The sequence below is a fragment of the Methylophilus luteus genome (assembly GCF_042676265.1).
GTDB classification, from domain to species: Bacteria; Pseudomonadota; Gammaproteobacteria; order Burkholderiales; family Methylophilaceae; genus Methylophilus; species Methylophilus luteus.
Genome location: NZ_JBHTKB010000001.1, coordinates 1,450,653 through 1,464,759 on the forward strand (window position 1 = coordinate 1,450,653; position 14,107 = coordinate 1,464,759).

A 14,107-nucleotide genomic window follows, 5' to 3' on the forward strand; every position below is an offset into this window, starting at 1 on the left:
GCCAGCGCCACTGAAAGCTTGTCCTGCAGCTGCGCACATGCAATCATGGCTCTGTATATCACTGCGATCAATGTAACTTGTGTCACGCTAGGCAGTCTTTGCTTGAACAATAATGTCAGTTTGAACACGACATAAAAGTCGCCACCCGGGGGAATGATGAAACGTTTGCATTTCAGTCTTGCATTGGCTGTTTGTTTACAGTGGGCAGCATGCGTACATGCCGAGGAAAACGACTCCCGGGAAACTATAACCCGGACAACCACTACCCTGGCAGCCTCATGCGCTGCCTGTCATGGACATCAGGGCAACAGCCTGGGCGGCACGCCTACACTGGCGGCCTTAAATAAAGAGTACTTTATGCAGCGCATGCAGGGTTTCAAGAACGGCAGCCTTTCCAGCACTGTCATGCACCACCATGCCAAAGGACTGACGGACGACGAGATCAACAACCTGGCTGCCTACTTTGCGACGCTGCCCAGGCACACAGCTGCGCAAGCGCCGCAACAACCTTTTCTGGGAGCGCAATGATGACTACAGCCCTCCCCGCCGCTCACGCGCAACAGTCGCGCAGGCAATTTGTACGCTCAGTCATTTACGGTGGTCTGGCTTTTTATGGCATGCCTGCATACGCCCGTGCCAGCCGGCCGCCGCTGGGCCATGTCGTAGTGGTGGGCGCAGGCTTTGCCGGGCTGGCCGCCGCCAGGTATTTACGTGAGTGGAGCGCAGGCAATATCAAGGTCACTGTGATAGAGCCGAATCTGCAATTCATCTCCTGCCCGCAAAGCAACCTGGTCCTGGGCGGTAGCCGCACACTAGATGAACTGAGTTTTTCTTATGATGTGTCGCGCAAGCAGCATCAGTTGCAATGGCTGCAGGATAGTGTGACGTCTATAGACCTGGCCGCCAAACAGGTCAGGCTGACGCGCGGCAGCCTAGCCTATGACAGATTGATACTGGCCCCCGGTGTGGATTTTGATTACAGCCACATACCGGGCATGAGCAGCCCGGTGGCAGCGATTCCGCATGCCTGGAAAGCAGGCAGTCAAACGCTGCGACTGCGCCGGCAACTGGAAAGCATGGCCGATGGCGGCGTCTTTGTGATGACAGTCCCCAAAGCGCCCTACCGCTGCCCGCCTGGCCCTTACGAGCGGGCCTGCCAGGTGGCGCATTATTTCAAGCAACATAAACCACGCAGCAAAGTGATCATCCTCGATGCCAACGCTGATATCACTTCCAAAAAAGGCTTGTTCCTGCAGAGTTTCGAGGGCGATTACAAGGGCATCATAGACTACCATAACAACAGTGACATCCTGCAACTGGACAGCGCCAGCAACACCATCAAAACAGATTTTGAAACGGTGCAGGCCACGGTGCTGAATGTGATCCCGCCACAACTGGCGGGTAAGGTCGCACAGGAAGCAGGGCTGGCCAATGTGGATAAGCACTGGTGCGAAGTGGACTTTGTCACCTATGCTTCCAGCCTGAATGACTGTGTGCATATCATAGGCGACAGCATTTCGGCCGGCTTGCCTAAATCTGCGCATATGGCGACCTCGCAGGCCAAAATTTGCGCGGCAGCCATCATAGACCTGCAGACTGGCCGCCCACCCAACCCGCTGCCGGTGTTTGCCAATACCTGCTATAGCTTTGTCGATGACAAACAGGCCATGCATGTGGCCAATGTCTACCGTTATGATCCTGCCAAAAAGACTATGGTCTCAGCCGAAGGCGGTGGTGTCTCCAGCAAGGCCAGCGTACAGGAAGGTGACTATGCGCAAGCCTGGGCACAGAATATCTGGGCTGACACCCTGACCTGATGACCAGTTTGCCCAGATACCTGCTCATGCTAGGCGCATACATGGCCTGCATCACGCTGGCCATGGCAGCAGAGCCCAAGGTTGAGCAAGCGCTGGCCAGACTAAAGCTGCCTGCCGGGCTCAGCATAGAGCTGTTCAGCGATGTGAGCAAATGGGGCTCGCCACGCATGTTGGCGCTGGATAAACAAGGCCGGCTGCTGGTGAGCCTGCCTGATCAGGGGCGTATCATACGGCTGAACCAGCAGGCCGAGGTCGAGCTGATCGCACAAGGGCTGAATGCCCCGCATGGCATGGCACTACTGGGTGACGACCTGCTGGTGGCCGAGCAGACCGGCGTGGTCAGGTTACCCAGGCAAGGCGATCGCTGGGGCGCGCCTCTAGCGTTTATCCGCAACTTGCCCGATGGCGGCCACAGTTTAAAAACGGTGAAAGTCTCCCCGGACGGTTTTATCTATGTCAATGTAGGCTCCAGCTGCAATGTATGCGTGGAAAGCGACCCCCTGCGCGCCAGCTTGCTACGCTTTAGCGCCGATGGCCGCCCTGCTGGCGCTTTATTGACGCTGGGCCGCCATGCGCAAGGCGCCATCTGGGCCAGCGGCTTGCGCAACAGCCAGGGCTTTGCCTGGCACCCGCAAAGCGGCGAGCTGTTTGCCACCAATAACGGCGCCGATAACCGCAGCGCCAGCAAGAATGGTGCTGCCAATGATGATTTACCGCCTGAACACTTCAACCGGATAGTCCCGGCTAAAAATTATGGCTGGCCGTATTGCTGGGCAGATGGCAAGCAGCCGGCGCAGATGGTGCAGGACCCTAACTTTAACGGTGAAGACTCTATCTGCCAGCAGGCGCAAGCACCTGCCCTGACCCTGCCAGCCCATAGCACGCCGATAGGATTGACGTTTTTACACGGCAGCCGCTTACCTGAAAGCATGCGCCAGGATGCCATTGTTGCCCTGCATGGTTCATGGAACAGACAACAACCGAGCGGATATGCCTTGCAGCGTGTAGAATTCAGGAACCATCAGCCTGTCAGCAGCGTCCCATTCATACAAGGCTGGTTGCAAGGCAAGCAGGCCTGGGGCAGGCCGGTCGATGTGATCGTAGGTGCTGATGGCTGGCTCTATATCAGTGACGATCTCAACGGCTGGATCTACCGTGTGCGCAGTGAGTGATACAGCGTTAGCCTCATGCAGTCGCAACCGCTGACAGCAAAAAAATTTGAACAGGCCGGCCATTTAAGGCCGGTATGACAGGAGCAATTCATGAAACACTTTTTAACCTCGGCAGCCAGCCTGCTATGTCTGGCCTGGATCACCAGCGCTGACGCAGCCAGCCAGCCCTCGCTGGTGATACAGGTGCCAGAGACTTTTTACCAGCATCCGGTGCGTTTGCTACACCCATATGCCAACTACTGGCATAACCGTGGCGTCGCCGCTGAAAAAGCCGGCTTGTCCAGTTTTGAGAAACAGCATTACAACACCTCGGGCTGCGAAGCCGAAGCCAAAGGCCAGGCGCTGGTGGTGATAGAGCCGAATCTGTTTTATAACCCGCAAATGGGCGTGTTCCACACCGAGATCACCGCCAGGGTATTCACCAAGGCCGGCGCAGACAGCGCGCTGGGCAAACCGTTGATGACAGTCAAGGGTGAGGGTCAGTCACACGGCTGGATCACCTATAACGTGGAGAATTTTGCCAGCAAGTCTTACCAGCAGGCATTCGACCAGGTGATAGATCAATTGCAGAAAAATCCGCTGTTCCAGCAATCTGTTGCGCAGGCACCGGTGCAAACGTTTGAAGCTTTATGCACCAGCATCAACACCATCACACAACCAAAACTATTCTTCTAGGAGCAAGCATGTCGTCTGCTTATCGTAAACCGCTTATTTGCAGTGTATTCATCGCCGCGCTGTTCAGTATGAGCAGCCACGGCCAGGCGCATGGCGTGGAGCCATTCAAAGGTCTGCTGACGCCGGAATCGGTGATTCAGGCCGCGGACGGCAAAGTGTATGTATCCGAGATCAATGAGTTCGGTAAAGACGGTGACGGCCAGATCCGCGTCATAGACCACGGCAAGGCCAGCGTATTGGTGCAAGGGCTGGATGACCCCAAAGGGCTGGCTATCATAGGCACTGACCTGTTCGTGGCAGATAAGAACCGTATCTGGAAGCTGCCACTCAACCAGGCCCAGCCTAAAGCCGAGGTGTATATCGCGGCCAGCGATTTCCCTCAGGTGCCGCAGTTTCTCAACGACCTGGCGGCAGATGCCAACGGCAATCTCTATGTGAGTGACAGTGGCGATATCATGGGCAGCGGCAAAGGCGGCGCAGTCTACAAGATCACGCCGCAACGCAAACTCAGCCTGCTGATAGACGGCAAGGCCGACCCGCGCGTACTGGCCCCCAACGGTCTGCTGGCCGATGCCAAAGGCGAGCAGCTGCTGATCGTGGATTTCACCTCCGGCGTGCTGTACAACTATGAGGTGGCAAGCAAACGCCTGCAAGAAGTTGCCAGCGGCTTTGGTGGCGCTGATGGCATCGTCAAACAGGCCAACGGCACCATTTACGTCAGCGACTGGAAGAACGGCAAGATCTACCGCGTGGAGAATAACAAAGCCGTGTTGCTGAAAGACGGCTACCAGTCTGCGGCCGATATCGCGCTCAGCCAGGATGACCACCATCTGTTAGTGCCGGATATGAAAGCCGGTGTGCTGGATGTGATACGCCTGAAATAGTGTTTGCATAAGCAACAGGCAAAAAAGAACCACGCTTGCGCGTGGTTGAAGTGAGAGGATACACACGAAACCGCTGATTGTCGCAGCTACATCGCAGGGAATACAATGCGCTTTGCCAACGTCACAGTTACTTGCTTTGCGCAGATTTTTTGTCAACCTCCTTGCGGGGGTTGACCACTGGCTGCGCACCAGCGTGTTTGGCAGACCTGAGATGCTTGTTCATCTCGACTTGTTCCTGAGGAGAAGGATTGGTTCTCGCCGTGCAAGCAATAGACACCAGCAAGCCCAGCAATACGATTGAACGCTTCCTCATCATCGCTCCTTCATATGTTCCAATAGTGCTTTATTCAACTACACCGGCACGCTGATCTTTCTTTCCGTGCCGTCACCATTGCACAATACGCGCCCCGCCTTACATTCAACTTACAAACAAAAAAACACAGAAAATTTGGAGTACACTGCTCTCGTTTATATGCATAGGCAAAGACGATGCGCTTATTGATAGTTGAAGATGACCTGGTGATCGCAAACGGACTGGTGCGTGTCTTGACCCAGGCTGAATATGCAGTGGACCATGTGGCCGATGGCAAGCAGGCCATACGTGCGATACAGGATGGCGTCTATGACCTGGTGATCCTTGACCTGGGGCTGCCGACCATGGATGGCACGCAGGTGTTGTCTCACCTGCGCCAGCAATCCAACCCGGTAGCGGTGCTGGTGCTGACCGCACGCGAAGACGTGGCCACCCGCGTGCAGTCTCTGGACCTGGGCGCGGATGATTTCCTGACCAAGCCTTTTCACCTGGAAGAACTGGAAGCACGCGTACGCGCGCTGATACGCCGCAGCAAACTCGGCAACAACCTGCCCTTGCAATGCGGCAACCTCAAACTGGATGTGCCGAACAAACTGGCCAGTATCAATGACCTGGCCATCACGCTTTCAGCGCGCGAACTGCACTTGCTGGAAACGCTGATGATGCGCATGGGCAAGATCATTGCCAAAGAGCAGATCATGGAATCACTGTGCAACTGGGATGAGTCACTGGGTGATAATGCCATAGAGGTTTATATACACCGCCTGCGCAAGAAAATAGAACCCAGTGGCGCACGTATACGCACCATACGCGGCCTGGGTTATATGCTGGATACTGAACATACGCCCTTATGATGGCAACGCCACGCTCGCTTAAAAACCAGTTACGGCTGTGGCTGCTGCTGACCATGCTGGTGGTACTGGGTATTTCTGCCGCCATCTCTTACTCGCGCGCCTTGCATTACGCCACCCAGGCTTACGACCAGGCACTGTTGCGTACCGTGCTCGCGTTGTCTGATGAAGTGGTGGTCGATGAGCATAACGAAGTCAGGATAGAACTGCCGGAAGTCGCCAGCCATCTGCTCAGCTACAACGAGGGCGACCATATCTACATACGCATCACCGGGCCGGATGGCAAACTGGTATTCGGTGAAGCCGACCTGCCCCTGCCTTCATCGCCCACCGGTGGCAACCAGGAGTTTTATTACAACAGCATCTATAAAGGTGAGCCTATACGGGTGGTCACGTTTGCGCTGCCGGTCAGCCCGGAACCGAACGCGCACAATATCCTGATCAGCATGGCAGAAACCACCGCCAAACGCGATGCCATGGTGGCCGAAATGGTAGAGGAGATGCTGTTGCCGCAAGTGCTGATGATGATACTGGCCGCCATCGTTATCGAGCTGGGCATCTATTTCGCCCTCAAACCCATGCATGACCTCAAAGAAGCGCTGCACGAACGCTCTTACCGCGACCTGAGCCCGCTGGATACCAACTCGCCGCCGCTGGAACTGCAACCGCTGATCCAGGCCATGAATGCCTTGTTGGGGCGCGTCAAGGCAGGCTTGCAGCAACAGCAGCAATTTATTGCCGATGCCTCGCACCAGCTACGCACGCCTATCGCCGGATTGCAGACCCAGGCAGAACTGGCATTGCGCAGCAACCCGCCAGACTCGGTGAAAGAACCGCTTAACTTTATGCTACGCAGCACCACGCGCCTGTCGCACCTGATCCAGCGCCTGCTGAGCATGGCGCGGACAGACGCGGCAACCACCCAACTGAAATTCCAGCCGGTGTCGCTGACCAGCATCATTTATGAAGAATGCGCACGCTGGATAGGCCCGGCGACCGATAAAGGCCTGGAGCTGGAAGTACTGATAGAAACGCAGCACGACCATGTATGGGGCGATGCCCTGATGCTGTCTGAAATGCTCAACAATCTGCTGGAAAACGCTATTCTTTATACCTCCGCCCAGGGCCTGTTGCAGATACGCTTGTGGCAGTCCGGCACTCAGCTGTTACTGCAGGTGGCAGATAGCGGCATAGGCATCCCGCCGGAACAGAATGCGCGTATCTTCGAGCGTTTTTACCGGCTCAACCCCAATCAGGGCAATGGTTGTGGCCTGGGTCTGGCGATCGTGGCCGAAGTCGCCGAGCACCACAATGCCAGCATCAATATCAGCGCCGGGCTCGAACATCCGCTGACACACGACACCGGCAGCCAATTCACGGTAAAATTCGACTGCTATGACGCTTTGCCTGAGAACTCTCGCCCTGCAAGCACTGACCCTCAGTGACCCGCAACTGAAATGCACGCAAGTGCACTCCCTGTGGCAAAGTCACTGCGCTGGCCAGTTGCAGCTAGATCCATCACTGCCACTAGTGGCCGAGACCAGCATACCCGGCAGGCCTGCCCGCCCGGCATTGGTGCCACCACGGCTACTGCAGCGCCGCGCCATGAATACCGTAGACGGTCGCGCTGCGCTGATCCATGCCCTCGCCCATATCGAATTCAATGCCATCAACCTGGCGCTGGATGCGATGTGGCGTTTTACTGACATGCCGGCAGACTACTACCATGACTGGCTGCTGGTCGCCAAAGAAGAGGCCTATCACTTTGGCCTACTACGTGAGCACCTGCAAAGCCTGGGATACGATTACGGTGATTTTGATGGCCATAACAGCCTGTGGGAGATGGTAGAAAAAACCCAGGCCGATGTGCTGGCGCGCATGGCATTGGTGCCGAGGACGCTGGAAGCGCGTGGGCTGGATGCCGCACCACCGCTGAAACACAAGCTGGCGCAGGCCGGTGACCATGCGGCGGCGGCTATATTAGATATTATCCTGCGCGATGAGATAGGTCACGTATCTATAGGCAATCGCTGGTTTCAGTACTTGTGTGATCAACGCGGCCTGGAGCTACTGCAGACATTTGAATCCTTGCGACTGCAATATCAGGCGCCAAAACTGCGGCCACCTTTTAATATGCAAGCACGTAAACAGGCTGGTTTTACTGAAGCAGAACTCGCCTACCTGAACGCAGACGTATCCTGAGGCCAGACATATGCTGAAACCAGGTTAAACTGGTCTTTTGGGAGGCAGATGACGGAAAGTGATACGACCTTTTTCCATATCGTAGGGTGACATTTCTATGGTGATCTTATCGCCAGCCAGAATGCGGATCTTGTGTTTGCGCATTTTACCGCCGGTGTATGCGATCAGCCGGTGACCATTATCCAGTGTCACGCGATAACGTGCATCCGGTAATATTTCGGTCACTGCGCCCTGCATTTCGATCAATTCTTCTTTAGCCATGCGGTTTCCTTAAAATAAAAACAAAAAAGCCCGTACAAACGGGCTTTATGTGGGTGCTACTTACGTAAACACACGTGGTAATTAGGCAATGACTTGTATGTCAGAAGCTTGTTTACCTTTAGGACCAGTGGTCTCTTCATAAGAAACGCGCTGATTCTCTGTCAGGCTTTTGAAACCGCCAGATTGAATCGCAGAGAAATGCGCGAACAAATCGTCGCCACCTGCATCTGGAGTAATGAAACCGAAACCTTTTGCATCGTTAAACCACTTAACTACACCTGTTGCCATTTGAAATTTCCTTAAATAATGAAAGGGTTACCCCTAATTTAGGGCGAGGGTCAAGGTAGTGGGATTAACGATAGAACCGAAAGATACACCAGAGAAAACAACAATGCTTGAACTTCGCGTGCGCACACTATGCACCCTAAACACAACAATAGCAAACGTTATTTATCAACAAAGTAAAAATAAATCAATGCTTTACTAGACTGCTACATGCTCCCAGCCCGGACTTATCGCCAAAAAGCAGGCCCCGCCTAGGTGAAAATCCAGGGCGCCAATGCGCCGGCTAAGCCGCTGGCAACGATCACCAGCGCTACATTGACCTGATATTTAAGCACGGCCAGCAGCGCCAGCAGACTCAGCACTACCGAGAACCAATCCACGGCGTAGGCCAGGCCCTGCGGCCAGTAGATATGCCAGGCAAAAAACAATGCCAGACTAAAGATCACGCCGACCACGGCAGCTGCGATCGCACTCAATGGCGCGGTCAGCCTGAGATTGCCGTGCGTGGTTTCTATGAACGGCCCACCCAGAAAAATAAACACCAGGCTGGGCAAAAAAGTAAAAAAAGTGACCAGGGTGGCTGCCACCAGGCCTGACCATGCGGCATGTGCGCTGCCTAACACTTCGGCATGCCAGCCGCCTACATAAGCCACAAATGTCACCACCATGATCAGCGGCCCAGGCGTCGTTTCACCCAGTGCCAGCGCATCTATCATCTGGCCAGGCGACAGCCAGTGATATTGCTCGACTGCGCCCTGATAGACATAGGGCAATACCGCATAGGCACCGCCAAAAGTCAGCAGTGCCGCCTTGGTAAAAAACCAGCTCATCTGGGTGTAAGCGCCGTGCCAGCCATAAGCGGCTATTAAAGCCAGCATCACCAGCAGCCACAGGGCGATTCCGCAGAACAACACCCGCCTGAGGCGTTGCCAGCTGAATCTTGCATGCGCAGGCGTGGGCGTGCTGTCATCTATCAATGCCTTGCCATGGCCAGGCTGTTGCACGCCGTGTATGCCAGCGGTCTGAAAATAAGCCGGCGCATACTGTCCGCCTGCCAGGCCGGTCAAGCCTGCCGCCAGCACCAGCCATGGGAAAGGCAGTTTGAAAATAAACACAGCGATGAATGCCAGGATGGCGATAGCCCATAGCAAGGGATTTTTCAGGGTTTTGCTTGCCATGCGGTAGGCGGCAAACAGCACGATGGCAACTACGGCAGGCTTGATGCCATGAAACACGGCGGCTACCGCCGGCAGCGAACCATAAGCCATATAAACCCAGGCCAGGCCGCACAGCATAAAAAAGGAAGGCAGGAAAAACAGGATGCCGGCGACCAGGCCGCCAACGGTGCGGTGCATCAGCCAGCCGATATAAGTGGCCAGCTGCTGCGCTTCGGGGCCAGGCAGCATCATGCAGTAATTCAATGCATGCAAAAAGCGGCTTTCAGATATCCAGCGTTTTTGCTCTACCAGATCATGATGCATGATGGCGATCTGGCCGGCTGGCCCGCCGAAGCTGATACAGCCAAGCTTGAGCCAGTACAGGCTGGCCTGTTTCAGCGTCACGCTGTCAGGGGCAGCGCCTGCTTCAGTCATCCCGCTCATGCGTCGCTCCCTAAGAAATATTTTTTACGTTTTAAGTCACAAGCGCCTGATCGCTACATGGTTAACAGGTTGGCCACACCATCGAGGCCGACGATATTCAATGCATATCTGGCCTGTTGCTGCACTACCGGTTTGGCATGATAAGCCACCCCTACTTCGGCAACCGACATCATTTTCAGGTCGTTGGCGCCATCGCCTATGGCGATGGTCTGGCTGGCGTTCAAGCCTAGCTGGTCGCGCAGGCTGATCAACTCATCCGCCTTGCGCTGCGCATCGACGATCTCGCCCAGCACTTGCCCGGTCAGCTTGCCGTCGATGATCTCCAGCGTGTTGGAAACAGCATAATCCAGCCCCAGCGTTTGTTGCACATGGTTGGCAAACACGGTAAAACCGCCGGAAACCACCATGGTTTTAATGCCGTGCTGTTTGCAGGTCGCTATCCAGTGCTCTACCCCTGGATTAAAACGCAGGCGCTCAGTGATCACTTGTTGCAAGGCTTGCTCGGGCAGGCCTTTGAGCAGGGCCACGCGTTTACGCAGGCTGGCAGAGAAATCCAGCTCGCCACGCATGGCGGCTTCGGTGATCTCGGCCACCTGTGGCTTGATATTCATCATGTCGGCGATCTCATCTATGCATTCGATAGAGATCAGGGTGGAATCCATATCCATCACACACAGCCCGAATTTTTGCAGCCGGTGAGCGTCGGCCACCAGTGCGCAATCTATCTGCTCGCTGGCGCAAAATGCTTTTACCTCCAGGTACTCACCCTCAGCCACCGGCAGGTAATAAGCATGTTCAGCCACCTGGGCGAATTGAGTGTAGCCGCCGACCAGGCCGTGAATATGCGTGAGATGAGCCATGCTGATGGCAGGGCCTTGAACCACTAAGCGCATGATAAAACCTACTGGAATTGAAAGGCTGGATTATACCAGCGTAAGCCGCAATGCTTGATTTGTCCGCGTGAAGGAATATTTCTGTTTTAGGATTTTCCAGCGCGGTGGTATGCTTGCCAAAAATAAAATTAATCGCGTTTAAAACTTTTTATTCCGATCATTTAAATCAGACTACTTATCTATCAGACTACATAGGGAACGTAATGAAACAAGAGTCTCAAACATTACCATGGCTCAACCTGCCTAATCTTCCATTACCGCTGAAAGCGCTGTTTGTCGGTTATCTGCTGGTGATAGGGGTAGGCTTGTGTATGGCCGGTTTGCAGATCATGCTCACCCACGGCATGGCCGACGGTAAATTCGGCTTATCGGTCAACGACATCGTCTACAGTTACTATGGTGACCGTAGCGGCACCAAACTGGCGAGCAAGCTGAATGGCTCCATGTCTGACAAGGCACCGCTGGAAGTGCGCCAGGACATTATCAAATGGGCACAGCTGGGCGCGCCGCAAGACCAGTGGGAATCGCATTACAAAGGTATTTTTGCCCAGCACTGTGTCATGTGCCACAGCAATATTCCCGGCATTCCCGACTTTACCAAATATGAAGAGGTGAAAGCGCGTGCCGAAGTCAACGAAGGCGCCACCATCAGCGGCCTGACCCGGGTATCGCATATCCACTTGTTCGGCATCAGTTTCATCTTCTTTTTTATCGGCCTGATCTTCAGCTTTGCCGTCAATGTGCCAAAAACCGCCAAAGTGATCGCCATCGCTTTCCCGTTCGCGTTTTTGATCGCTGACGTGATGTCATGGTGGCTGACCAAATGGTCACCACATTTTGCCTGGCTGACCATTATAGGCGGCATGGGGTATAGCCTGGCTTCTACCTATATGTGGGTGATCAGCATGTACCAGATGCTGGTGCTGTCGCGCAATGGCAAAGTCTATGGCAATGCCTGGGCGCAAGACCTATAAGCGGCCACACGGCTCAAGCACTAAAAAAACCGCAGTTAGCTGCGGTTTTTTTGTTTGCAGCCTAGCTTTGAATGGGCATTTGCGCCAAAATGGCAGCTTAATCACAAAAACAGTTTATTTTCATGAATCTGCACGAATATCAGGCTAAACAATTACTGCAAAAGTACGGTTTAGTCACTCCAGCCGGTCTGGTTGTCCAATCCGAAGAAGCCGCTGCAGCCGCCACCAAAGAACTGGGCGGCGAAGCCTGGGTGGTCAAAGCGCAAGTGCATGCCGGTGGCCGTGGCAAAGCCGGTGGCGTCAAGGTGGTGAAATCGGCACTCGAAGCACAGACCGTGGCGGGTGGCCTGCTGGGTAAACATCTGGTGACTTACCAGAACGCACCTGACGGCCAGCCTGTGCACCAGGTGCTGGTAGAGCAGACCTTGCCCATCGCGCGTGAACTGTATCTTTCCATGCTGGTAGACCGCAGCCTGGAACGTGTGGTCATGGTCGCCTCCAGCGCAGGCGGCATGGATATCGAAGAGATCGCGGCAACGCAGCCGGACCAGATCCTGCAGGAAGTGTGTGACCCGCTGAATGGCCTGGTGGATTACCAGGCCCGCAACCTGGCTTTTGGCCTGGGCTTGAGTGGCGAGCAGATCGCTGCGTTCAGCAAGCTGGCTAAAGGCTTGTACAAACTGTTCAAGGATAATGATTTATCCTTGCTCGAGATCAACCCGCTGGTGGTCACCGCTGAAGGTAAACTGGTGGCACTGGACTGCAAGATGACGGTGGATGACAACGCGCTCTACCGGCAAAAACCGTTTGCGGAGATCCGTGACTGGTCGCAGGACGACGAAAAGGAAGCCGAAGCCCACCACAGTGGCCTGAATTACATCGCCCTCAACGGCAATATCGGCTGTATGGTCAATGGTGCCGGCCTGGCCATGGCGACCATGGACCTGATCAAACTGCATGGCGGCATGCCGGCCAACTTCCTAGATGTTGGCGGTGGTGCGACCGCAGAGACGGTGACCAAGGCATTCAAGATCATACTGGCAGACCAGAATGTGAAAGCCATACTGGTCAATATCTTTGGCGGCATCATGCGTTGCGACATCATAGCCACCGGCATCATCACCGCAGTGAAAGAAGTCGGCATGACTATCCCGGTGATCGTGCGCCTGGAAGGCACCAATGTAGAACTGGGCAAACAGATGCTGCGTGAAAGCGGCTTGAATATCATTTCGGCAGATGGACTGACCGACGGGGCCAAACAGGCCGTTAAAGCAGTGAGTGAAGGTGTGTAGTCATGTCTATCCTAGTCAATAAAAATACCAGAGTATTGTGCCAGGGTTTTACCGGCAAACAGGGTACTTTCCATTCCGAACAGGCGCTGGCTTACGGCACGCACATGGTCGGTGGCGTGACGCCGGGCAAAGGCGGCCAGCAGCATTTGCAGCTGCCGGTGTTCAACACCATGCGTGTCGCCGTGCAAGAGACGCAGGCCAATGCCAGCGTGATCTACGTGCCGCCGCCATTTGCCGCCGACTCTATCCTGGAAGCAGCCGATGCCGGCATAGAACTGATCGTCTGTATCACTGAAGGTATCCCGGTGCTGGATATGCTCAACGTGAAAGCCGCCTTGCGTGCCAATGGCACCAAACTGATAGGCCCCAACTGCCCTGGTGTGATCACGCCGGACGAATGCAAGATAGGCATCATGCCGGGCAGCATACACAAGCGTGGCAAGGTCGGTGTGGTTTCCCGTTCCGGCACGCTGACCTATGAAGCCGTGCACCAAACCTCTGCGCTGGGTTTGGGTCAAACCACCTGTGTCGGCATAGGTGGCGACCCGATCAAAGGCCTGAACTTCATTGATTGCCTGGAGCTGTTCCAGAACGACCCTGAAACTGAAGCCATCATCATGGTCGGCGAGATCGGCGGCAGCGATGAAGAAGCGGCAGCAGACTTTATCAAACACCACGTCACCAAACCGGTGGCTGCCTATATTGCGGGCCTGACCGCGCCTAAAGGCAAGCGCATGGGCCATGCCGGTGCCATCATCTCCGGCGGTTCAGGCCGTGCCGAAGACAAGATCGCCGCCCTGGAATCTGCAGGCTGTGTCGTTGCCGACTCACCAGCCGGCCTGGGTGAGGCAGTACTGGCAGCCATACAGCGTGCTGCCAAATAAATC

At 55.0% G+C, this 14,107-nt stretch carries 16 protein-coding genes; 11 read left to right on the plus strand and 5 right to left on the minus strand.

From position 1 onward, the window contains the following. Positions 1-156 precede the first annotated feature (156 nt). From ACFQ1Z_RS06730 to ACFQ1Z_RS06750, 5 genes are all read left to right on the plus strand, one after another. Positions 157-528 (plus strand): c-type cytochrome, encoded by a 372-nt coding sequence (locus ACFQ1Z_RS06730; RefSeq protein WP_379056524.1) that lies wholly within the window; start codon positions 157-159, stop codon positions 526-528. Next, the gene (locus ACFQ1Z_RS06735) at positions 528-1,817 is read left to right on the plus strand and encodes an FCSD flavin-binding domain-containing protein (protein WP_379056526.1); all 1,290 of its coding nucleotides are present in this window, start codon (positions 528-530) and stop codon (positions 1,815-1,817) included. The genes ACFQ1Z_RS06730 and ACFQ1Z_RS06735 overlap by 1 nt, the downstream gene beginning before the upstream one ends. A 41-nt stretch (positions 1,818-1,858) precedes the next feature. Further along, positions 1,859-2,989, plus strand: a complete 1,131-nt coding sequence (locus ACFQ1Z_RS06740) for a PQQ-dependent sugar dehydrogenase (protein ID WP_379056528.1) — start codon at positions 1,859-1,861, stop codon at positions 2,987-2,989. Positions 2,990-3,079: 90 nt separating this feature from the next. Next, the gene (locus ACFQ1Z_RS06745; protein WP_379056530.1) at positions 3,080-3,664 is read left to right on the plus strand and encodes a hypothetical protein; all 585 of its coding nucleotides are present in this window, start codon (positions 3,080-3,082) and stop codon (positions 3,662-3,664) included. 8 nt (positions 3,665-3,672) lie between these two features. Beyond that, the gene (locus tag ACFQ1Z_RS06750; RefSeq protein ID WP_379056532.1) at positions 3,673-4,548 is read left to right on the plus strand and encodes an SMP-30/gluconolactonase/LRE family protein; all 876 of its coding nucleotides are present in this window, start codon (positions 3,673-3,675) and stop codon (positions 4,546-4,548) included. Between the two features lie 127 nt (positions 4,549-4,675). Here ACFQ1Z_RS06750 and ACFQ1Z_RS06755 read toward each other — a convergent pair whose 3' ends face one another. Next, positions 4,676-4,861 carry a hypothetical protein gene (locus ACFQ1Z_RS06755; RefSeq protein WP_379056533.1) on the minus strand — a complete coding sequence of 62 codons (186 nt, stop codon included), beginning with the start codon at positions 4,859-4,861 and terminating at the stop codon, positions 4,676-4,678. Between the two features lie 176 nt (positions 4,862-5,037). Here ACFQ1Z_RS06755 and ACFQ1Z_RS06760 point away from each other — a divergent pair, with 176 nt between their 5' ends. The 3 genes from ACFQ1Z_RS06760 to ACFQ1Z_RS06770 are packed head-to-tail and all read left to right on the plus strand — an operon-like array spanning position 5,038 to position 7,914. After that, the gene (locus tag ACFQ1Z_RS06760; RefSeq protein ID WP_379056534.1) at positions 5,038-5,715 is read left to right on the plus strand and encodes a response regulator; all 678 of its coding nucleotides are present in this window, start codon (positions 5,038-5,040) and stop codon (positions 5,713-5,715) included. Then, positions 5,712-7,157 (plus strand): sensor histidine kinase, encoded by a 1,446-nt coding sequence (locus ACFQ1Z_RS06765; RefSeq protein WP_379056535.1) that lies wholly within the window; start codon positions 5,712-5,714, stop codon positions 7,155-7,157. The genes ACFQ1Z_RS06760 and ACFQ1Z_RS06765 overlap by 4 nt, the downstream gene beginning before the upstream one ends. Further along, positions 7,108-7,914, plus strand: a complete 807-nt coding sequence (locus ACFQ1Z_RS06770; protein ID WP_379056536.1) for a ferritin-like domain-containing protein — start codon at positions 7,108-7,110, stop codon at positions 7,912-7,914. The genes ACFQ1Z_RS06765 and ACFQ1Z_RS06770 overlap by 50 nt, the downstream gene beginning before the upstream one ends. Before the next feature lie 24 nt (positions 7,915-7,938). On the opposite strand, the gene infA is transcribed toward ACFQ1Z_RS06770, so the two are convergent. The 4 genes from infA to serB form a co-directional block, all read right to left on the minus strand. Beyond that, positions 7,939-8,175 (minus strand): translation initiation factor IF-1, encoded by a 237-nt coding sequence (gene infA, locus ACFQ1Z_RS06775; protein WP_091469625.1) that lies wholly within the window; start codon positions 8,173-8,175, stop codon positions 7,939-7,941. Between the two features lie 81 nt (positions 8,176-8,256). After that, complete coding sequence (locus ACFQ1Z_RS06780; RefSeq protein ID WP_379056537.1) at positions 8,257-8,463, minus strand: cold-shock protein; 207 nt, start codon at positions 8,461-8,463, stop codon at positions 8,257-8,259. Positions 8,464-8,711: 248 nt separating this feature from the next. Further along, the gene (gene chrA / locus ACFQ1Z_RS06785; RefSeq protein WP_379056539.1) at positions 8,712-10,061 is read right to left on the minus strand and encodes a chromate efflux transporter; all 1,350 of its coding nucleotides are present in this window, start codon (positions 10,059-10,061) and stop codon (positions 8,712-8,714) included. 53 nt (positions 10,062-10,114) lie between these two features. After that, complete coding sequence (gene serB, locus ACFQ1Z_RS06790) at positions 10,115-10,954, minus strand: phosphoserine phosphatase SerB (RefSeq protein ID WP_379056541.1); 840 nt, start codon at positions 10,952-10,954, stop codon at positions 10,115-10,117. Positions 10,955-11,157: 203 nt separating this feature from the next. Between serB and ACFQ1Z_RS06795 the strand changes: the two genes are divergently transcribed. The 3 genes from ACFQ1Z_RS06795 (at position 11,158) to sucD (ending at position 14,104) form a co-directional block, all read left to right on the plus strand. Beyond that, positions 11,158-11,928 carry an elongation factor-1 alpha gene (locus tag ACFQ1Z_RS06795; RefSeq protein WP_379056542.1) on the plus strand — a complete coding sequence of 257 codons (771 nt, stop codon included), beginning with the start codon at positions 11,158-11,160 and terminating at the stop codon, positions 11,926-11,928. Between the two features lie 122 nt (positions 11,929-12,050). Further along, complete coding sequence (gene sucC, locus ACFQ1Z_RS06800) at positions 12,051-13,220, plus strand: ADP-forming succinate--CoA ligase subunit beta (protein ID WP_379056543.1); 1,170 nt, start codon at positions 12,051-12,053, stop codon at positions 13,218-13,220. Positions 13,221-13,222: 2 nt separating this feature from the next. Then, positions 13,223-14,104 carry a succinate--CoA ligase subunit alpha gene (gene sucD, locus ACFQ1Z_RS06805; protein ID WP_379056544.1) on the plus strand — a complete coding sequence of 294 codons (882 nt, stop codon included), beginning with the start codon at positions 13,223-13,225 and terminating at the stop codon, positions 14,102-14,104. Positions 14,105-14,107 lie beyond the last annotated feature (3 nt).